Below are 21,161 nucleotides of genomic sequence, written 5' to 3'. Positions count from 1 at the left end.
TAGACAAACCTAAATATAACGAGAAATAAAAAAGAAATAAAAAGGAAAGATGCATAAGTTTTTATATTAACAATAGGATGATTGAGGTGGAAAAGCTAAACTGAAAATGACATTTTAAAATATAAACAACAACAAAATATACGAATTTTAAGGCAGTAAGATCATCGAAAAATACAGATTCTTCCCTAAAGTCATGTTCAAACCTTTATAAAAAAGTGAAGTTTAATTATAAATATTTATTATTTTTCAATATTTTGATGGATTTTGTTGAAGGTTGAAAAGCAGATCTACTAACATTGTTATTGTAAATAAAATTGTAATTGATTATTATTCTCATTTGTTGATTGTGTGTGTATATTTGTAATCCATATTTTTACTTCTGATTTGAAGATACTGGATGACCTGAAATATACACATTTAATGATGATTAATATCATTTAATAAGATTTCTCCCTCATCAATTTAAACCCTGTTGAGCTATATGAATAGGGGTAGGATGAGGGTAATCGATATAACAAGTATCGAATTTAAATATTGATTTTTTAAATAGCAAAATGGAAAGAATTTTTTAATTCAACAAATATTCACCTCCAAGGAAACGAACATGAAAAAATTGGCGCTATGGATGACCAGTTTAACTGCAATGGCAACTGCTGGATCAGCGATTGCTGCTACAGTCGATCAATCCAATGCTTATCAACAGGCATATGCATTGTATGTGCTTTACCATCCTAATAATAAAGAGCAGAACAGTAGCACTTTAATTAAGCAATATACTCAGGACTATGCCGAATTGTTTAAGGCGAATAAAAAAGTCAATCAAGTGCAGTTTGTTCAATACGAGCAAGCACGTTTAGAGCCATTACTTAAACAGCGCCGTGAAATGTCAGAAAAACAGGCGCATGTACGTTATGGCATTCTCGATAATAATAAAGACCAGAAACTGACTTTAAAGGAATTTCAGGAGACAGGTTTAAAAACCTTTAATGAGTTTGATAAAAACTTGGATGGTTTAGTAAATGCAGAAGATGCCAAATTAGCGGGCAATAGTAATGCAACGCATGATGGATTCCGCGTGAAACTACCAATTTCGATGCCGATGCCAAGTAACATCAACGAATTTATTAGCCAATATGGTCAAGGGAAAAACTATGTAACGCTTGGAGATTATCTAACAACGCGTGACAAACAATATTTTGCAACCGATGTGAATGGTGATCATATTGTCACTGAGAAGGAATATGTGGATGAGTTTATGCAACGTTTTGATGCCAATATCGCAACAGGTAAATTCAAAATGCAGGAAACGGCAGCACAACAATTTCAATTGATTGGCAAAGGTAAAACAACAATTCAAGCCAGTGATATTCAAAAATTTGCTAAAAATATGGATCAAGCGATCAGTCAATAAATTATAGTCAATACGTAATAAACAGTGTCTCGGTCATCTTGAGGATGATCGAGAAATTTTTTATTTAAAAGCGATAAACTTTTGATAAAATTATAATAATTTTGAATTAAATTTTGTTTAAGATTTACCATATATCCCATTAGAGTATGTTGCGTAGTCTTATAAATGAGTTGGATAAATTAAAAAATTCAATTAAAAGGGCAAACTGAGCTCTCATTTTCTTTATTTTTTTGCTAAGATATTGCTAATAATTCTCATTCTCTTTAAACATGTCTGATCCTATTAGCACGCTATATCGTCATCACCATTCTTGGTTATATCAATGGTTAAAACGTCGCCTCAACCATAGTGAAGATGCCGCTGATTTAGCCCATGATACTTTTCTGCGTATCTTAAAGCGTAAAGATGAATTGTATTTTGATCAGCCGCGTGCAATTTTGACCACTGTTGCCAAGGGAATTTTGATTAATTGGTATCAACGTAAATCGATTGAAAAAGCCTATTTAGAGGCGCTTTCAAGCAGACCTGAATATGATGAAATTACACCTGAGCAAAAAATATCGGCAATTGAATCTTTATGTTTGATTAATCAATTACTCAATCAATTGCCTGAGCGCCAGCAACAGGTCTTTATTTGGTCACAATTAGAAGGGCTGACTCAACAGGAAATTGCAACACGCTTAAATATTTCTACCCGAACCGTGATGCGTGATCTGGTTTCAGTACTGAGTCAATGTTTAGCTGTTATGGATTAATGCCTGCATGTTGCATGATCAAATTTATCAAGAAACAGCGCAATGGATCATTAAAATCCAACACGCACCATTGAATGAAACTGAACAGCTTGAATTTGAACAATGGAAACAGCAAAGTTCCCAACACCAAGCTGCATGGTCTAAAGCCGAACGCTTATTGTATAGCCTTGAGGAATTTCCCGAAGATGGGCAGCAGCTGATTCAGCAAGGCAAGAAAAATGCCCAATTTAATTTAAACAAACAACTGGTGATTGCCTGTTTACTGTGTTTTGGCAGTGTCATGCTATGGAACTCGGATTATCGCTATATATGGTTATCGGATTATCGTACTGCGGTGGGTCAGCAGAAACAGGTTGAGCTGGAAGATGGAACACAACTTCAATTAAATACCCATACGGCTTTGGACGTGCGTTATACAGCGCAACAACGTATTGTAAAATTACATTATGGCGAAATACAAATACGTACGGCCAAAGAAAAAAATCATGCTTATCGCCCATTCTTGGTCGAAACTGAATCGGCAAATCTGCAAGCGCTTGGCACTGTATTTAATGTTCAGTATTTCAACAACAGTGAAAAGCAAACCTGTCTAGGCGTCATAGAAAGCGCAGTGAAAGTCAGTTTGAACCAGTCCAAACACACTAAAATTGTCCATGCTGGTGAGCAGCTCTGCTTTGATGATCGCAATTTTAAAGCATTACAAAGTTTAGATCCGAATATATTGGCATGGAAAAACCATATGGTCATGGCTTTTGAAATGCCGTTGGAAAAATTGCTTCAAGAGATTGGGCGCTATCAACACCAATATATAGATATTGCCCCTCAATTGAAGTCGTTAAAAGTTTCAGGTTCATATCCAGTCAATGACTTTGGCACCTTACAAACAGCATTGCAATTCAGCTATCCAATCAAAGTAGAACGTTATTTCGGGGATCGTGTGTTGAGCATTCAGCCTAAAGCTGAAAATCAGAAAAGTAAAAATAATTAAGAAATGATGTCAGTTTTTACAGACAAGGCGGGTAATACAGTTAAACCAAACAAACTGGAGAAAATTGATGAGCACGTCATTCACACTCAACCGCCTTGCATCTCGTTTAAAAACAGAGACAGCCAGTCAACATGAATATATGCATCAATTAATGGAAAAAGCCCAAGTATTTAAAGACGTCGCACATTATGCAAAATTTACTTTGTCGCAGTATTATTTTCAAAAAAATGTCGAATATTTATTTCAACATCCCAAGGTTGCAGACTTGATTTCTGATTTAGATATTCGTGGGCGTTCGCAAGCAGCTTACTTAGATCTACAAGACCTTCAGATTGAACCAGAGTCGTTGGCCTTGGTTACTGAAAAGATCGGCTTTCCTGAAGCGCTGGGTTGGATCTATGTATCAGAAGGTTCTACGCTGGGTGCAGCATTCTTATTTAAACAAGCCCAGCAAAGTTTGGGGTTTTCTGCTGATTTTGCTGCGAGAAATTTGGCTGCTTATCCAGAAGGGCGGGCCAAAGTCTGGAAACACTTTATTGAGGAACTTGATCAGGCTGACTTTACTCAAGATGAGCAAGATCGTGTCATTTACGCTGCTCAACAAGCCTTTGATTATTTTGGCGCATTATTAAAAGACATTCATTCAACATGAAGAAAGTGTCTTCTGTCAGCAATCACACACAAGGCAAAGACTTAACGCTGTTAGCGTCTTTGCCGGTAACGCCATCCGCAAATTTACATTCATCCTCAGTGGTGCGTGTGATCTGCATCATCTTGGCAATTTTGTGTCTTGTTCTCGCTGTGGTGGGCATTGTATTGCCAGGGATCCCAACTTTTGATTTTCTCTTTTTGGCAACAATTTTTGCCTCAAAAGGTTCAGCACGCTTGCATCGTTGGTTACATCAAAATCGTTATATGGCAATGTTGCTCGCACAGTATCGTGGTGGTTTTAAACAGATTTCGCGTTCACGTAAATGGATGATGACATTGAGTATTTTATTCGGTATGACAATATTAATGGTGTCTTCACTGCATCTGTACTTAAAACTTAGCCTGTTGGTCATTTTGCTGATTGGGTTGATCTGGATTTGGACCAGACCAGAAAAAATATAAATTTTCATGTCATGTTTTAACAATTCACTGGGTAATGATTATTGAAAATGAAAATCATTCACAAGTGTGGGCGTTCCTATGAAGTTTAAAAAACAAACTCTGGCCATGTTAATACAGTGCTTTTGCATCAGTGGTGTTTATGCACAAATTACTCCCAATGTTTCAATGGCAGCGAAAAAAGCGCCAGAAAAATATTATCAAATTTCAGAGAACCAATTGGGCTATGTGTTATCAAGTTTTGCAGCACAGTCGGGTATTGCCTTAAGTTATGATGCAAATATTTTAAAAGGGCTGAAAAGTAAAGGAATTACCGGGCATTATAGTGTAAAGCAAGGCTTCGATTATTTGCTTACAGATCACCCTTTTCGGGTAGAGCAGCAAGGTTCGACTTATGTCTTAATTGCTAAATCTGGCTCAGCTAAACCGAATACAGAGAAAAACACTGCGACTGGAAATACAAGCACTCCGTTAAATAACACTTCGCTTTTCAATAATATGGACAGTGATGTTGTTACGCTTCCTCAGATTAAAGTCAATGCTGTACAACAAAAACAAAAGGTCAATACAACACAGCTGAATCGTGAACACATTAGCCGATTTAGAGGCACGGGGAATGGTGATGTGTTTTCTGATATCGCTGGTGTACAAGTCAATAGCCTGCGTAACGAAGCGGGTGCAATAGATATTGGTATCCGTGGAGTACAAGGTGAGGGACGTGTCCCTGTAATTATTGATGGTAGCCTACAATCCAGTCATACCTTTCGAGGCTATCAAGGAGAGAGTGACCGAACTTATATCGATATGGATTTGATTAGTCAGATTGAAGTCGAAAAAGGCGCATCGCGAGCGAAATTTAGTGTGGGCGGTATTGGCGGAATCGTGAAAATGCGTACACTCAGTGCAAACGATATTTTGCTGCCTAATCGTCAATCAGGTATCATGCTAAAAGGCAGTTTTTATAACAATAACAAAGCACCACAGACCTCAGATAATGAGCGTGAGCAGATGTCTTATCTGCTTCGTAATAAACTGTCCTCGAATAATTTTCAAAATGGCGCTGGCACAATCGCTGCTGCTTATCGGAATGATGTATTCGATCTGGTGGCTGCTTATAGTAAACGGGAAGTCGGTAATTACTATGCTGGAAAACATGGCATTGATTATTATGAAGCGCGAGATATTGTTGATGTTGGACCCGGTCAAGAGGTGGTAAACACCAGTTATAAAAGTGATTCAGGCATCATCAAAGCGGGTATGAATATTACAGACGAACATCGTGTTGAAGTGAATATGCGCCGCCATATGCAAAAAGCGGGTGAGGTCATGGCTTTTTATTGGAATAGATCGCAAGTGATTGATCCCAACTCTCCACCTTGGGGATATATCGATGGTGATTATGTTCTACCCAAATATATAGAGGGCGCATATACCATGCCACAATGGTCCCTTGGAACCGCAGCGATTAATGCATTCAGTGCTAACTATACCTATAAGCCCAAGAATAATCAGTGGGTTGATTTAGAGTTCGGGGTTTGGCATACCAATGCCAAATATCGCCAGCACAATGGCATGCTTGGCATAGCCAATTCTCATTATGGCGACCAATACTGGGGAAGTTTTCAGGACTATCGTAGTGGGATTAATTTAGAAAACACCAGTAAAATTGATGCTTTAACCTTGAATTATGGTCTGACATATGACGAGCAACGGATGAAGCCACAAAATCTTATTGATACTGAAATCGCACGTGATGGATTACGTCAAGAATCCTCTTTATTTCTCAATGGCGATTATATCTTTAAAGATTTTACCCTGAGTTTAGGCAGTAAATGGCATAAGGCAAAAGTTAAGGATTATGGAGACCAGTATGTCGCAATGAGACCGGTCGCCAATTCCGATTTAAATGACAAAGGCTATGCGCTTCGAGACTATGACGGAAAGATCGACTGGATGGCGCAGCTGAATTATCAGTTGCTGAATGGTATTGATGTCTATGCAAAACTTTCCAATATGTACCGCAGTCCAAGTTTGTTTGAATCGACAGTTTCCAAACAAACCTTTAGTTATGATCCAGATCTGCCGATTAAATCAGAGAATTCTCGTCTTGTTGAGTTTGGCTTTATTGGGCACAACGATAACGTTTTCACTGAAGCAGATCAGTTAAAATTCAATATCAATTATTTCCGTAATCAAACCCAAAATTTCCTTACCCAAGGGGTCCAACGTAAAGATATTGTTAATGAGATTACGCCTGATTTTATTTTGCCTTATACCACCTCATATACTTTCCTAAATTATGAGCAAGTTGTATTGAAAGGTTTAGAGTTTAATCTTGCTTATCAGCATCCGAGTTTCTTTGTGAACATGAATGGAACTTTATATCAAGCACCGAAAGTATGCCCAGCGACGAAAGATGATTGTAATGAGGTCGGAGATTCTTGGAGTCTGATTTCAACACGCTTGCCACCACGTAAACTTTTTAATATTAGCTTAGGCAAGAGTTTGTTTGAAAATAAACTCAATGTGGGGGTACGTGCCAGATATCATGCTGAAAAGAAAAATCCTAAAGGTTGGTTACAGGGTACAGGGGTGAGTGGGCGTGCGGTGACCGAAATTTCTTCGGAAACCTTAGTTGATATTTTTGCGAGCTATAAACTGAATCCAAATCTAAATCTCTCGTTTAATGTTGATAACTTAACCAATCGTTATAACTTTGATCCTGGTACAGTGATCGGTATGCCGATTCCTGGCCGTACCATCAAAGCAGGGTTCGAAATGAGATTCTAGAATCATAAAACAATCAAATCGGCAAAACCCAACTGTAAAAATATGAGTGAATAAAGTAGTGAAAAATCAGTCGCTCTAAATCAGTGGTTAGAATCACGCATTAAAAAATTGATAAAGTTCTATAGATATAGAACTTTATCAATAAAAAATTATGTTCAAGCGATCTGATCATACACAGAAGCTTAGACAGCAGCATGCTGGCCGTTCAGCCCACTCAACGTCATGATTTTTGCGCCTGTTGGTCAATCTGTTGTAGCTCTTGTAAACGGCTAGAGTGAAGGTCTTGATTGTGTTGACGAGCCAACAGACTGTAAATGGTAGGTAAGACAAAAAGCGTAAAGAAGGTCCCGATCAACATACCGCAGACAATCACAAGCCCTAAGCCAAAACGACTATGTGCACCAGCGCCTGTGGCAAAAAGGAGTGGAATCAGCCCAAACACCATTGCCGCTGTGGTCATCAGAATTGGACGTAAACGAATTTGAGCAGCTTTTAGAATAGCCGCTCGCCGATCTAAACCTTCATGAACTTGTAATTCATTGGCAAACTCAACCATTAAAATACCATGCTTACTAATCAGCCCTATCAGCGTGACTAAACCAATCTGAGTGTAGATATTGACTGTGGCAAGTCCAAAAGCTAAGGGAATTAATGCGCCACAGATCGACAGCGGAACCGTAATTAAAATAATAAATGGATCCATTAGGCTTTCATATTGAGCGGCTAAAACCAGATAAATCACAATCAGCGCGGCTAAAAATGCAAACATCAAAGCGTTACCTTCCTGTACATACTGACGTGCATCGGCTTGCCAGTCATAACTAAATCCAGTCGGTAACTCAGATGCAGCCTGTTCCAGAAAACTTAAAGCTTGACCTAAGGAAACCCCAGCGGCGGGGATTGCCTGAAAAGTTGCAGCATTTTGTTGATTAAATTGAGTGAGTTTATTGGGTTCTACCTGTTCACTTAGACTGACCACAGTCGATAAGGGAATCAGTGTGCCTTGGTCCGTACGAATAAACTGTCGTGTCAGTGCTTGAGCTGTCAAACGTTGTGTATTGATGCTTTGAGGAATCACATCATAGGCACGACCTTGCATACTAAAACGATTGATATAATTCTCACCAACCAATGTCGCCAAGGCTTCACCGATATCTTGCATACGAATACCCAGACTATTGGCTTTGGCCCGATCAACCTCGATTCGAATCACGGGGTTATTAAAGTCAAGATCACTGTCGACCACCACAAAAAGGCCACTTTCACGGGCTTTTTGCTTGATGTTCTGCATCGCCTGATAAATGGTTGAATAGTCTTGTGCACTACGCAACACCATTTGTAAGGGTAATCCACCTGTTGAACCGGGAAGCGCAGGATTTTGGAATACAAAAATACTGCTGCCTTCTACATCACCGACTTTGGCTTGAAGTTGCTGTTGAATTTCATCCGCAGAATGCACTCGCTCAGACCATGTCGAAAGGGTTGTTCCACCAAAACTTGATGCAGGCCCATCTGTACCATTAATAATCCACGTGGTACTGGTTTCGGGGAAAGTCCAGAAGATTTCATCGAGTTTTTGATTAAAGTGCTCAGCATAATTCAGATTGGCATGTTGTGGTGCTTTGATGGCTGCCAATACACTGGCTTGATCTTCATTGGGCGCCAATTCTTTTTGAGGGAGTTGGTAAAGCAATGGAAGGCTAATAAAAATAGCGATCGCAAAAACCACTGTGATCCAACGATGATGTAAGGAAAAATTGAGCAATTTACTGTAAAGCTGGGTCAAATGTTCAAAGAACCATTCGGCTGCTTTTGCCATTTTACCTTCCTGCTGTTTGGATTGAAGTAGAAATGAACTCATAACAGGAGATAGGGTTAAGGCAATAATCCCTGAAACTAAAACTGCGCCCGCTAAAGTAAAAGCAAATTCTTTAAATAAGGAACCAGTTAATCCACCCATTAAACCAATCGGAGCATACACTGCGGCCAGTGTAATGGTCATTGCAATTACAGGGCCTGCGACTTCTCGTGCCCCGATCAAAGCTGCTGCAACAGGGGATGCACCTTCTTCAATATGCCGATGGACATTTTCAACCACCACGATTGCATCATCTACAACCAAGCCGATGGCGAGTACCATGGCTAAAAGCGTGAGTAAATTGATGCTAAAGCCACATAACAGCATTAAACCCAAGGCACCTAACATTGACAGTGGAATTGTCACTACAGGGATCAAGACACTACGTAAAGAACCTAAACATAGATAGATCACAGCAATAACAATAATCAGCGCTTCGATAAAAGTATGTAAAACTTCATCAATAGAGGCATCAATAAAACGGGCTGTTTCATAGGCAAGATTGACTGTAACCCCTGGCGGTAAGGTTTTTTGGATCTCAGGCAATTTATCTTTAATTCCCTGTACGATCACCAAGGGATTGCCTGTAGGCGTCGCTTGTAGACCAACAAAAATTGCAGGTTTACCATCCATAGAGGCACTTGTTTCTGTCGAAGCAGCGCCAAGTTCAACTGTTGCCACATCTTGTAGACGAATTAGATTTTGAGCATCATTGCGTATCACCAGATTTTTAAAGTCCTGAATACTGGTGAGATCTGTGGAAACATTGACATTTGAAACCACCAATTCGCCTTTGACCTGACCCGGTGCGGCTTGATAGTTATTTTGACGGATCGCATTGGCGACATCGGCGGCAGTTACCCCACGACTGGCCAAACGATCGGTATCCAACCAAATCCGCATAGCCAAACGCTGACTGCCATAGGTCTGTACCTTAGCAACGCCATCAATTGTAGACAGCATGGGCTCTACCACCCTAGACAAATAATCGGTTAATTCAGCCAAGGACAATTGTTCGCTGGAAAATCCGATATAGGCAACATCGGTAGATTCACCTGAAGAACGTTCAATGACTGGATCAAATGCCTGTTCTGGTAGTTTGTAACGGACTTGATTAACCTTTGCCATCACCTCTGTTAATGCTTGGGTCGAGTCACGATTTAATTGCATGCGTAACGTTACAGCACTGCGACCTTGTACAGTAGAAGAACTGAGATAGTCGATGCCCTCTACCGAAGATACTGCTTGAGCAATGGGTTGCGTGACAAAACCTTGCATAAGTTCAGCAGATGCACCGGGATATTCTGTATTGATACTAATCGTTGAAGTTTCAAGTAAAGGATACTGTCGGATAGGCAGTTTATTTAGGGAAAACAAGCCTGCCAGCAAGATCAAGGTGCTGACGACCAAGGCCAATACAGGGCGTTTTACAAAAAGGTCAGTAAATTTCATTCGCTTATCTCCCTAGACTCTGGGCTTGATCGAGGAAGATTGGGGATGCTCAAGTGTATTTACGCTCGGCTCAACTTGCATACCATCACTTAATTTAAGTTGTCCTGATACAACAACTTGGTCACCTGCTTTGAGCCCAGATTTGACTACAACTTTGGCTTGATGGCGCTCACCGAGCACTACCGCCACACGTTGCACAATCAGCTTGTTATGGTCTTGTTTTGCAAGGAAGACAGTATTGCCATAAGCCGTATAGGTAATTGCAGTTTCAGGAACGACCAAGCTTGGGCGTTCAGATTCTTGGATGTCTAATTTGGCATACATGCCCGGTTTTAACTGTTGATCATGGTTATTTAAAATTGCTTGCCCCTGCACAGTTCGCGATGTTGTGATCATTGGTTCGATTGCACTTACCACAGCTGTAAAGGACTTTTCAGGAAATGCATCAATTTTGAGTTGTACAGATTGTCCGATTTTTAACCTCGATGCCAATTGTTCATCCAATGTGAAATTGGCAAGAATTTGTCGAAAGTCGACCAGATTAGCAATACCAGTGCCTGCCTCTAAATATTGCCCTTGATGTACTTGGCGTATTCCCATGACACCAGAAAAGGGTGCGCGAATCGTTTTCTGTTTTATGCTGGCTTGTAGCTGTTGGATTTCTGCACGCGTCATATCTCGATCAGCCAATGCGGTATCCATTTCTGCCCGTGAAATTGCATGACTATCAATCAGAAGTTTGGTGCGGTGATAGGCCATTTCGGCTTGTTTCAATTTGGCTTGCAAGCGACCTAATTGAGCTTGTTCAACATCGGTATTGAGTTGAATCAGTATTTGACCTTGTTGAACAGCTTGTCCAGATTGGAAATAAATCTGTTTGATCATACCTGTTGTTTCTGTTGACACTTTGACTTGTCGGATTGCTTCCAACTCACCAATACTGGAAAGCACTTGTGGAATATTTTGTTCGACCACTGTACTCAAGGCCACTTTGACTGGAGGATAAGCGCCAGATTGATGCGTTTCACTTGAACGAGAATTTAAATAAAAATAGATTGCGACACCCACGAGAATTAAAGTGATTGCGATTAGAAAAAGCCATTTGTTATTTTTCATGCGACAACTCCAAGGTTGCGGAGTTGTTGTCGAAAATGACTGGCAATGGTCACCGCTAAAAGACCGCCAATCACTGAAATATGTTCAAGTGCAAAGTAAAAGGCGATATTGGCTTGGATACCAGACATGTTCCAAAAGTGATGCACAATCACAATTGTCAGTGCTAAAAATACAGAAATAATCAGTGTGCCGAACCACATATGCCGCTCAAATAAAATACAATATGCGCCCACAAGTAGAATCAACGCAGAAGCATAATTAAATAACCACGCAGGCTCTAGACCAGCCGCCTGCATTTCCAAAAATCCTGTTTCAACAGCAAGAATTTTACTAAGTCCTGAACTTAGAAATAGAAGCGCAAGACAACATCTGCTGATGGCCCACAGCCATTGGCTTTCTAAACTTAATTTAATGAAATATGGCATGAGAATATTTCCTGAAGAAATAAGACTGGATAATTAAAACCTTTAAAATGAATAGCTTGTTGTTATTCATAACAGCTGTGGCAAGCAGTCTAAAACCTCAAGTTATATTTAGGTCAATGGGCTTTGATCAGAAAATTTGTGGAGAGATAAGATTTTTACAATGGCTTAAATTTGCGATAGCATTTTTTGTATTTTGAGTTGTAATGATGAAAAGCCATGGCAGCTAAGATCAATTGACAAATGTACTTTGCTGAATTATAAAACCTCAAGTAATGTTGAGAAATATCAAAATGCAGGCAGAAGAAAAAATTGATTTTAATCGAATGATGACGGTAGGAGAGGTGGCTAAACGTAGTGGTGTAGCCGTTTCAACCTTGCATTTTTATGAGTCAAAAGGGCTAATTAAAAGTATTAGAACAAATGGAAATCAGCGTCGTTTTCCATCAATTGTCTTACGTTATATTGGAATTATTAAGGTTGCACAAAAAGTCGGAATTTCTCTGGAGGAAATTAAAAATGCATTAAGTGTTTATCCTATGGGAAGCAAATTAACTGCAGAACAATGGTCAGTGTTATCATCGCATTGGCGGAAGGATTTAGATGAGCGTATTCAAAAACTAACACGTTTAAGAGATGAAATGGATTGGTGTATCGGTTGTGGTTGTTTATCTCTAAAACAATGTCCTTTACGTAATCCAGAAGATGTATTGAGACACCAAGGATCCGGTCCCCGTATTTTAGAGCGTGAATAAGAATCCAATATTAATATTTTATGTGATTGATATTTTAGCTTTTTATCTTGAGCTGTTGATCACTTATGTTTGGTGAAAAAACTGTAAGCACACTTTCAAGCTTTTAATCAGTACAAATGACCATTATCAATAATGATATTGAGCTAAAACGGGCATATTCAAAACCAAGTCAGTGTTGTGTAAATAACCAGTAATAAATAGACAGGTCTGTATAGACAGTCCGCCTAACTTTTTAGTAGAATACATCACAATTTAAAATTAAATAATAATGCATGTCTAACAATATTTACGCTGCTTTGGAGCAGCTTGGCTTATCAGCACAAAAACGTGCGATCCACGTACAATTTTCTAATTCGGCGTTGAGCCAACAAGTATTCCTACAACGTATTGATGGAACACATCAAATCAATGAGGGGGTTCGGCTTCAACTCATCTGTCTTGCAACGTCAGCAAGCATCCCTTTAAAAAGCTTTATTGGAACTCAAGCTGCAATCGATATTGTCACAGATAAATCTGAGTTAACCCGTATTTCAGGGATTGTGACTCAAGCGGATATTGGCGCATCTGATGGTTCTCTCACCATCTACCGTTTGACCATAGAAGATCCAACAGCACTTTGGAAACACCGTAGAAACTCTCGAGTATTTATGAATAAGTCGGTTGTGGATGTGATCCAGACCGTGTTCCAAGAATGGGTACAACGCAGCCCACTGTTTGCTTCAAGTCTGACTTTGGATAAAAGTGGCTTAAGCAAAGACTATGATGTGCGCCCATTCATTATGCAGGCATCTGAAAGTGATTTTGACTTCCTGACCCGTTTGATGAGAAGTGAAGGCATTAACTGGCTGATTGATGAAGCACAACTTAAAGTGTCGAGTTCAACAGAACAAATTCAAGCACAAAAGCTCCGTTTAATTGATGATAATTCGCAATTTAGTGCCTTAGAACGCCGCAATATTCGCTTCCATAGAAGCAGCGCCGTAGAAAAAACTGATTCAATCACCAATTTTATTGGTCAGCGTTCCATTCAACCGACTTCAGTGTATATCCAACGTTGGCAAGCTGATGTGTTGGATATTGATGAAGGCGCTGGCAGCGTCCAAAGTAAACATAACCATAGTGAAAATTATGACAATGCCAGTTTAGCTTTAGAACAAGCATGGCACTTTAGCCCTGCTTGGATTCAAGACCTTAATGGCGAAGATAGTGCAACGCCATCGGGCAACAGTCAGATTGAAAAGTTTAATCAAAACCTCAGTAACTACTACGATTCACAAGCCAAACAATTTACAGCAACGTCAACAGTGCGCGATGCACATGTCGGGTATTGGTTTGAACTAAATGAACATCCTGAAATAGATCAACACTCAGGTGCAGACAAAGAATTTTTAATCACTGCTAAAAGCTTTTATAACCAAAATAACTTACCTAAAGATCTCACCGATCAAGTCACCGCTTTAGTCCAACAAAGCAATTGGCAAACAAGTCAAATCACCAGCAACACGAGTGATGAACGTCAAGCCAGTAATTTAACCATTCAACGTCGTAATATCAGCACGGTTCCAGCCTATAACCCATTACAACACCGACCGATTGCATCACCACAACGGGCCAAAGTGGTGGGGCCAAGTGGAGAAGAAATCCATGTCGATGAATGGGGGCGTATTAAAGTTCGCTTCCTGTTTAGCCGTAATGAAGACAATACCCATGATGGCGGTGCGGGTTCCAATGACAATGACACAGATTCAGCGTGGGTCGATGTCCTGACCCCATGGGCAGGTGAAGGCTATGGTGCGCGATTCTTACCGAGAATCGGTGAGATTGTTGTGATTGATTTCTTTGATGGCAACATTGACCGTCCATTTGTGGTTGGGCGCATCCATGAAGCGCAACGCCATCCAAGCAAGTTTGATGACAAAGGTAAACTGCCTGACACCAAGAAGCTGGCAGGAATAAAAAGTCGAGAGTATCAAGGCAGTGGTTACAATCAACTGAGGTTTGACGATACTACTGGCCAAATCAGTAGCCAGTTACAGAGTAGTCATGCCGCCAGCCAACTCAACTTGGGCAAACTGAGTCATCCTAAAGACAAAGCGGAAAGTGATGATCGTGGTGAAGGCTTTGAGCTGAGAACTGACCAATGGGGAGCAGTACGTGCAGGGCAAGGTTTACTGCTTTCAACCTATAAACAAGACCAAGCCAAAGGTGATCACCTTGATTCAGAGCTTGCCAAAAAGCAACTTGAAGGTAGCCAGACCAACAGTAAAGCTTTAAGTGATATTGCCAAGAATCAAAAGACGGATGAAATTGAATCAATTGAACAACTCAAAGAATTTACAGAACAGCTTGAGCAAAAAATTGCTAAATTCAATAAAGCCTTGCTTTTATTAAGTTCACAAGATGGGATTGCCTTAAGTACCCCTGAAGATATTCATTTATCAGCAGATTCGCAGATCAATCAAATTGCAGGCGATAGCATCAACTTCAGTACGCAAAAGAATTTGATTGCACACGCGCAAAACAAACTCAGTTTATTTGCTGCTCAAGGTGGCATTAAAGCCATTGCAGCACAAAGTAAAGTTGAAATTCAAGCACAGTCCGATGCTTTAGATGTATTTGCCAAGCTGGGTATTACCATTTCATCTACCGATGACAAAGTTGTGATTAGTAGTCCTAAAGAGGTTGTGATTACAGGTGGTTCATCGCAAATTGCACTGAATAATTCAGGAATTTTCCCAAAAACAGGTGGGAAGTTTGAGGTAAATGCTGGGCAGCATGTGTTTAAACCTGGAGCGCATATCAATACTTCACAGCAATCATTGAAGTCAAATAATGCCAAAGGTGTGTTGGAGCTTTTCAATAGCTATATTCATGGTGAGGCGATAAAACAAGGGAAATTTAAAGTAGTTGATGTTAAGGGTAAAGAGTATCAAGGCGTGCTTGATGATAAAGGCTTTGCACGTGTTACAGGTATTGTTCCTGGCTCAGTTAAAGTATTTTTTGAGGGGGATCAAAGAGACCCTTGGGCTGAAACTAGCGATTTAAAAAGACAAGCTGAATGGCCAACAGCACAACAATTGCAAGGTTTTAATCCAGATATGATATTTAATTCGATTTCAAAAATGAAAAATACAAGATCAGATGTGTCTAAGGCATTTAGTAATGCTTCAAGTTTGGTAGCTAATCTTCATAAATTAAAAAAATAAGGAATAAAACATGGGTCTATTAGGCATGGTTCCTTCAAAGCCAGGAAACCAAACTCCAGAACAAAAACAAGCAATAGTAACATTAGCAAATAGTTTAAAAACACAAGTAGTGGTTGCCCCACTTCAAAGTATTGCACCTCAAGATATTGTATCAAGTCGAAATAGCATTAATGATTGGCTAAAACAAAATATTAGTCCTGATTTTGATTTAAATACTCTTGCTCAAGTTGCAGGCGTTATTCCTGTAGTCGGTAATATTATTGCTCTTGTTGATGTGGTCGAAGGTATTATCAATTTGGTTAACAATCCAAATCCGGCCATATTAGATTGGGTAGATCTTTGTATTAATTTGATTGGTGTTATTCCAGTCCCTCCAGGAATGAATACAGCTCGTATGACCCTAAGGCCGATGGTCATGGCGGCAAGAAATGCAGTATCTACAGGTAAAACAACTTTAGCTTTGGCTGTGGAAAGTGCAATACAAGCTAGTTTAAATGATGCTCTTGCGGGTCAAATACAACCTTTCGTAGATAAAGCGACAGGGCAAATTGATACTTTAATCAATGGCTGTTCGGATTATGCGATGAAAATATCTAATGATTTTTCATCGGGCTTAATCAATATTGCAAATGGTCAGGCTGTTAACCCTATAGCGATTGCAAATGCTCAAAAAGATGCACAGAAAAGTTTTAGCAAGGTGACTACAGGTAGTTTAATCCGAGATCCTAAAAATACCTTTGATAACTTGTTTAAAGCACTCACCTTATCTGCCTCAGCGCAAGTGGGACAAGTTGCAAATCAAGTTTTACAAAAAATCTTGGCAAGATTGGGGGCAGCCGGGAAAGCGGCACTTTTAGCAGTTGCAACTAAAATAAAAACATTTGGTGCAAAAGCTGCTCAAGCAATTAAGGCAAAAGCAAAGACATATCTATTAAAATTTATTGAAATATTAAAATCAGTATTAAAAAGAAGACCAAAAGGTGGTGCTGTAAAGCCAAACACAACAACACAAGTTAAAAGCGTCACACCAGCGGCGCCTCTGGAAAGTAAATCAAAAGTTACAAAACCTAAAAAAGATCCAAATCCATGTAATTGTGGTGGGGCTGTCGCAAGTAAAAAAAGTATTAGTTTTATAACTGGTGTTGAATCTCTCACTCATCTTGATGCTGACATATTTTCAACAAGAGGAATTTTCCAAACTCGAAGCTACGCTTCTAATTTGGAAGGCTATGATAAGAGTGAGTTTGGTGCAAGATGGCTTACACCTTGGACACTGAAAATTTTTGTTGAAGATGACAAATTTTTATTTGTCGATGAGACAGGGCGAATTATTCATCTTCCTAAACTCGCTGAAAATACAACTTATTTATCTGTTGCTGAAAATTTGTATATTACCAATCTTGGTAATAGTTTGGTCATTGAGTATAAAAATAAGGAACAATATTTATTTGAAAAATATAAAGATCACTACATTCTGAAAGCAATTGTAAAACCTGATCAAAGCACCATACTTATTGGGCATGAAGAAGGTATATTAAATAAGATCGAGTTTTTTAATGATAAAAAACTGGACTGTTATATTGAATGCATAAAAAATTCAAATCAAAAAATTGAAAAGCTGATTCTCAACAAAGATGGTAAGCGCTCGGATATAGCAAGTTATTCTTATGATCAGCAAGGTGATTTAATACAGGCAACCACTCGAGATCATGCGAATTATCACTATTCTTATCATAAACATTTACTTACCCGTTATACGGACTTAACCAATCGAGCAATAAATCTAGAATGGGATGGTGAAACATATGAAGCCAGAGCATTTCATGAATGGGCAGTTGACGGTAGCCAAGAATTATCTTTAGCATGGCTAGATGATAAGCGTTGTACCTTAGTAATTGATGGCGAGGGTAATGTAACTCAGTATCATTATGATATTGATGGTTATAATTATCGTATTGTTTACCCTGATGAACTAGAAGAATGGTTTATCCGTGATAGTAATTCAAAAATCACTCAGCACTTTACAACGACTGGCGAAGTCTATATTTATCGGTATAACGATCAGGGTGATTTATTAGAATCTATCAATCCCGATGGCAGTTCAGTCGAATATAAATATGAAAATGGTAATCCAGTAGAAATTAAAAATGCTGAAGGAGCTATCTGGAAAAATGAATATGATAATAAAGATCAGCTGATCAAAGAAATAGATCCCTTACAGCGTGAAACTTCATACAGTTATAGTGCTCAAGGATTACCGACCAGTATTATTGATGCCAAAGGTGGCTCGAAATCATTTAAATATGATGCACAGGGTAATTTACTCAGTTATCAGGATTGTTCAGGCAAAGAAACCAAATGGGGATATGATGAGCGTGGTCGGGTTAAGTTTGCCGAGAATGCATTAAAACAAAAAGTTGAATACTTTTATTCTGGATCAGGCCTTGAACAAAGAACGGCCATTATTAAAGGTGTTCCATTAAATGCTTTAGGGCAACTTGAAAAAATCAAACATGCTGATGGCACTGAAGAACATTTTGTACATGATGCCGAAGGGCGGTTACTTGCGCACCTTGATCCAAATCAACAACAAACCCGATACGAGTATGATGAGTCGGGTCTAATCACTGTGCGAACAGATGCATTAGGTCATAAGCTTAAGTACAAATGGGATCAGCTTGGTCGCCTGCAGAGGTTAATTAATGAAAATGGTGCAAGTTACCAGTTCTTCTATGACGTCATGGGGCGTTTGCTGAAAGAAATTGATTTCGATGGAAAAGAAACAGTCTATAAATACGATGACAGAACTAAACAACTGACAACCAGTATCGAAGTTGCATCTGCTTATGGTCAGGATTTAAAAGACCGTGTTGCACAGAAAGACAGGATACAGCAATTTGTATTTGACAGCATGGGACGACTTGAACAGCGTACTGCAGGTTATGGCTACGACTCTCATGAAGTTGAACAGCAACAAATAGAAGAGTTTGCCTATGACAGCAATGGGCAACTTGTCTTAGCAAGAAATGCAGACAGTGCTGCACACTGGTTCTATGATGCGGTTGGTAATCAAATCCGTGAACATCATCAGGATTTAAAAACCAATAAAACAGCCGTGTGGAAACATACTTACGATGAGCTGAATGTGCGGATTCAGACGATTCGACCTGATGGGCAAAATATCGACTGGCTCACTTATGGCAGTGGTCATATTCAAAGCCTGATCTTGAATGGTGAAGATGTTGTTAGCTTTGAGCGTGATGATTTACACAGAGAAACCGCACGGCACTATGCCAATGGAATTAGCCAAGAACAGAAATATGATGATATTGGACGCTTAACACAGCAAAGAATTGTCAATGGTCATGAATTTGGTTATCAATCTCCTACCCAACAGCAAAATAATGCAATCAATGAAACCCAGCAACTGATTCAGCGTTTATATCAGTACAATAAAACAGGACAGCTCACAGGTATTCAAGATACACGTCGCGGGAATATTAACTACAAATATGACCCTGTAGGACGTTTATTGGACGCAACGAGCAAACTAGGCAAGGAAACATTCCGTTTTGACCCAGCCAACAATATTATCGACCCTTACAATATGGCTTCTGATAAGTCATCTAAGCAAAATACAGAAGAAGGACATTATGGCTATAACCGTCTGGTCAATAATGTCGTCAAAGAATATTTAGAACAACAATATCAGTATGATGAATTTGGGCAGCTCGTTCGACAAAAGAACGCTCAGGGTGATTTACATCTTGAGTGGGATGTATTTGGTCGTTTGATGAAAAGCCGTAATGCTGAATATACAGCTGAGTATCGTTACGATGCGCTAGGTCGTCGTATTCAGAAACGTAGTAAGCACCATCATACAGGTGCTGAACAGAATGTGTTTTATGGATGGGATGGAGATACAGTTGCTTTTGAATCTACTGAAGATTACACCAAACATTATATTTATGAAAAAGGCAGTTTTATTCCTTTAGTTCAAGCGGTTTATTTGGGTGAGGTAGAAGTACATCAAAGTGTAGATTGGAGTAATAAACCTTATAGTATTTATCGTGATCCGTTATGGAAAACAACGAAGAAGAGCAAAGGCTTTAATGATGTATGGTTCTATCATTGTGACCATTTAGGTACACCGCAAGAAATGAGTGACCATACAGGTGCAATCATTTGGAAGGCGCAATATAAGGCATGGGGTGAGTGTAGAGCTGAGAAAAACAAATCTAATTTCTTTGAGAACTCAGAAATTATAAGCAACAACATTCGCTTCCAAGGGCAGTATTTCGATGAAGAAACGGGACTTCACTATAACCGTTATAGGTATTATTCACCTTATGTAGGAAGGTTTGTTAGTAAAGACCCGATTGGGTTGTTGGGTGGGCACAATGTTTATGCTTATGCACCAAATCCTGTTGCGTGGATTGATCCTTATGGGTTAAGTGCTTGTCCAATAAAGGTAGATATAGTTCGATACAAAAAGGATAAAGTTACTCCTTTAGCTGGTAGTTATACAAGTGGTATAAACAGAGCTTGGGCTTTAGAGAAGCAACTAGTTACATTGACAGGCTATGGTACAACTAATTGGACAGAAGCTCAAAAAACTGAATTAAAAACTACTGGTAAGGTTAAAGGTTATACAGGTCATCATATAAATAATGCTGCTTCTGCACCTGAATGGGAGGGAGATCCTAGAAATATTGTATTCTTAACTAACTCTCCAAATGGTGGGGAACACAAAAATGGTTTACAAGGACACAGAAACAGTCAAACTGAAACCACAGGCAAATGGACTAATCCAACAACTGGAAGACTAATTGATAGGGCGGAAATGATGAGGCAATACAATCTAGCAAAAGACAAAATGGATAAAAAAGGATGTAAATTATGAGTTTAGACAATTTAAAGAAATATGCTGAATTTGATAAAATTACAGAAGGAAAAAAAGTTAATATTGAATTACCATCTGATTTTTTAAGTTTTGTAAATGCTGTTGGTTCAGATAGTCTTATATTTGATTGGTCGGCTGAGAATATTACCTTATATGGTATTTATGATATTTATGATATGCAAGATGTGTATTCAAATGATCTGAGTTTATACGTTTTAGGGGATATTATAGCTAATCCAATTTTTTATAGTTCAACTACTGATTATAAAGTAAAAATTGCTAAACATGGGGTTGGAAAAATAGAATTAGAACCCTTAGCCAAAAATTTTGAGGAGTTTATAGCTATATTAGATTGTTATGTACAATTGTTTTATATTACTTACAATAAAAAAATA

13 protein-coding genes are annotated in these 21,161 nt (G+C 39.0%); 10 read left to right on the top strand and 3 right to left on the bottom strand.

Going from position 1 to position 21,161, the window contains the following annotated elements; genetic code table 11:
- The first annotated feature begins 604 nt into the window (after positions 1-604).
- The 6 genes from GJV03_RS19355 (at position 605) to GJV03_RS19330 (ending at position 7,054) form a co-directional block, all read left to right on the top strand.
- Positions 605-1,411, top strand: a complete 807-nt coding sequence (locus GJV03_RS19355; RefSeq protein WP_154130889.1) for a hypothetical protein — start codon at positions 605-607, stop codon at positions 1,409-1,411.
- 269 nt (positions 1,412-1,680) lie between these two features.
- A complete protein-coding gene (locus GJV03_RS19350; protein ID WP_004717675.1) occupies positions 1,681-2,166 on the top strand; it encodes a sigma-70 family RNA polymerase sigma factor in 486 nt (161 codons plus the stop codon).
- Positions 2,167-2,173: 7 nt separating this feature from the next.
- A complete protein-coding gene (locus tag GJV03_RS19345) occupies positions 2,174-3,154 on the top strand; it encodes a FecR family protein (protein ID WP_154130888.1) in 981 nt (326 codons plus the stop codon).
- Positions 3,155-3,221: 67 nt separating this feature from the next.
- On the top strand, positions 3,222-3,806 hold the full coding sequence (locus GJV03_RS19340) for a biliverdin-producing heme oxygenase (RefSeq protein WP_154130887.1): 585 nt from the start codon (positions 3,222-3,224) through the stop codon (positions 3,804-3,806).
- Positions 3,803-4,267, top strand: a complete 465-nt coding sequence (locus tag GJV03_RS19335) for a YbaN family protein (protein ID WP_154130886.1) — start codon at positions 3,803-3,805, stop codon at positions 4,265-4,267. Before GJV03_RS19340 ends, GJV03_RS19335 begins: the two co-directional genes overlap by 4 nt.
- Positions 4,268-4,345: 78 nt before the next feature.
- Positions 4,346-7,054: a TonB-dependent receptor gene (locus GJV03_RS19330; protein ID WP_154130885.1), complete on the top strand. Its 2,709-nt coding sequence runs from the start codon at positions 4,346-4,348 to the stop codon at positions 7,052-7,054.
- Between the two features lie 220 nt (positions 7,055-7,274).
- Here the strand turns inward: GJV03_RS19330 and GJV03_RS19325 are convergent, their stop codons facing one another.
- Genes GJV03_RS19325 through GJV03_RS19315 form a run of 3 tightly spaced genes read right to left on the bottom strand, consistent with a single transcriptional unit; the run spans position 7,275 to position 11,905 of the window.
- The gene (locus tag GJV03_RS19325; protein ID WP_154130884.1) at positions 7,275-10,364 is read right to left on the bottom strand and encodes a MexW/MexI family multidrug efflux RND transporter permease subunit; all 3,090 of its coding nucleotides are present in this window, start codon (positions 10,362-10,364) and stop codon (positions 7,275-7,277) included.
- A 12-nt stretch (positions 10,365-10,376) separates the two neighbouring features.
- Entirely contained in the window at positions 10,377-11,480 is a 1,104-nt protein-coding gene (locus tag GJV03_RS19320) for an efflux RND transporter periplasmic adaptor subunit (RefSeq protein ID WP_154130883.1), read from the bottom strand.
- Entirely contained in the window at positions 11,477-11,905 is a 429-nt protein-coding gene (locus GJV03_RS19315) for a DoxX family protein (protein WP_154130882.1), read from the bottom strand. Before GJV03_RS19315 ends, GJV03_RS19320 begins: the two co-directional genes overlap by 4 nt.
- Before the next feature lie 290 nt (positions 11,906-12,195).
- Between GJV03_RS19315 and soxR the strand changes: the two genes are divergently transcribed.
- The 4 genes from soxR to GJV03_RS19295 all read left to right on the top strand — a co-directional run.
- Complete coding sequence (gene soxR / locus GJV03_RS19310; protein WP_154130881.1) at positions 12,196-12,657, top strand: redox-sensitive transcriptional activator SoxR; 462 nt, start codon at positions 12,196-12,198, stop codon at positions 12,655-12,657.
- 272 nt (positions 12,658-12,929) lie between these two features.
- Positions 12,930-15,863 (top strand): type VI secretion system Vgr family protein, encoded by a 2,934-nt coding sequence (locus GJV03_RS19305; RefSeq protein WP_154130880.1) that lies wholly within the window; start codon positions 12,930-12,932, stop codon positions 15,861-15,863.
- Between the two features lie 10 nt (positions 15,864-15,873).
- Positions 15,874-20,766: an RHS repeat-associated core domain-containing protein gene (locus GJV03_RS19300; RefSeq protein WP_154130879.1), complete on the top strand. Its 4,893-nt coding sequence runs from the start codon at positions 15,874-15,876 to the stop codon at positions 20,764-20,766.
- A partial coding sequence (locus tag GJV03_RS19295; protein WP_154130878.1) for a hypothetical protein occupies positions 20,763-21,161 on the top strand: 399 nt, incomplete at its 3' end. The genes GJV03_RS19300 and GJV03_RS19295, both read left to right, overlap by 4 nt.

The sequence above is a fragment of the Acinetobacter sp. RIT698 genome (assembly GCF_009668065.1).
Taxonomy (GTDB): Bacteria; Pseudomonadota; Gammaproteobacteria; order Pseudomonadales; family Moraxellaceae; genus Acinetobacter; species Acinetobacter guillouiae.
The sequence above is the reverse complement of the archived record's forward strand: the minus strand, read 5'-3'. Positions and strand labels throughout refer to the sequence as shown.

Coding starts and splice junctions, on each gene's coding strand:
- GJV03_RS19355 (WP_154130889.1), top strand. CDS start 605: ATGAAAAAATTGGCGCTATGGATGACCAGTTTAACTGCAATGGCAACT.
- GJV03_RS19350 (WP_004717675.1), top strand. CDS start 1,681: ATGTCTGATCCTATTAGCACGCTATATCGTCATCACCATTCTTGGTTA.
- GJV03_RS19345 (WP_154130888.1), top strand. CDS start 2,174: ATGTTGCATGATCAAATTTATCAAGAAACAGCGCAATGGATCATTAAA.
- GJV03_RS19340 (WP_154130887.1), top strand. CDS start 3,222: ATGAGCACGTCATTCACACTCAACCGCCTTGCATCTCGTTTAAAAACA.
- GJV03_RS19335 (WP_154130886.1), top strand. CDS start 3,803: ATGAAGAAAGTGTCTTCTGTCAGCAATCACACACAAGGCAAAGACTTA.
- GJV03_RS19330 (WP_154130885.1), top strand. CDS start 4,346: ATGAAGTTTAAAAAACAAACTCTGGCCATGTTAATACAGTGCTTTTGC.
- GJV03_RS19325 (WP_154130884.1), bottom strand. CDS start 10,364: ATGAAATTTACTGACCTTTTTGTAAAACGCCCTGTATTGGCCTTGGTC.
- GJV03_RS19320 (WP_154130883.1), bottom strand. CDS start 11,480: ATGAAAAATAACAAATGGCTTTTTCTAATCGCAATCACTTTAATTCTC.
- GJV03_RS19315 (WP_154130882.1), bottom strand. CDS start 11,905: ATGCCATATTTCATTAAATTAAGTTTAGAAAGCCAATGGCTGTGGGCC.
- soxR (WP_154130881.1), top strand. CDS start 12,196: ATGCAGGCAGAAGAAAAAATTGATTTTAATCGAATGATGACGGTAGGA.
- GJV03_RS19305 (WP_154130880.1), top strand. CDS start 12,930: ATGTCTAACAATATTTACGCTGCTTTGGAGCAGCTTGGCTTATCAGCA.
- GJV03_RS19300 (WP_154130879.1), top strand. CDS start 15,874: ATGGGTCTATTAGGCATGGTTCCTTCAAAGCCAGGAAACCAAACTCCA.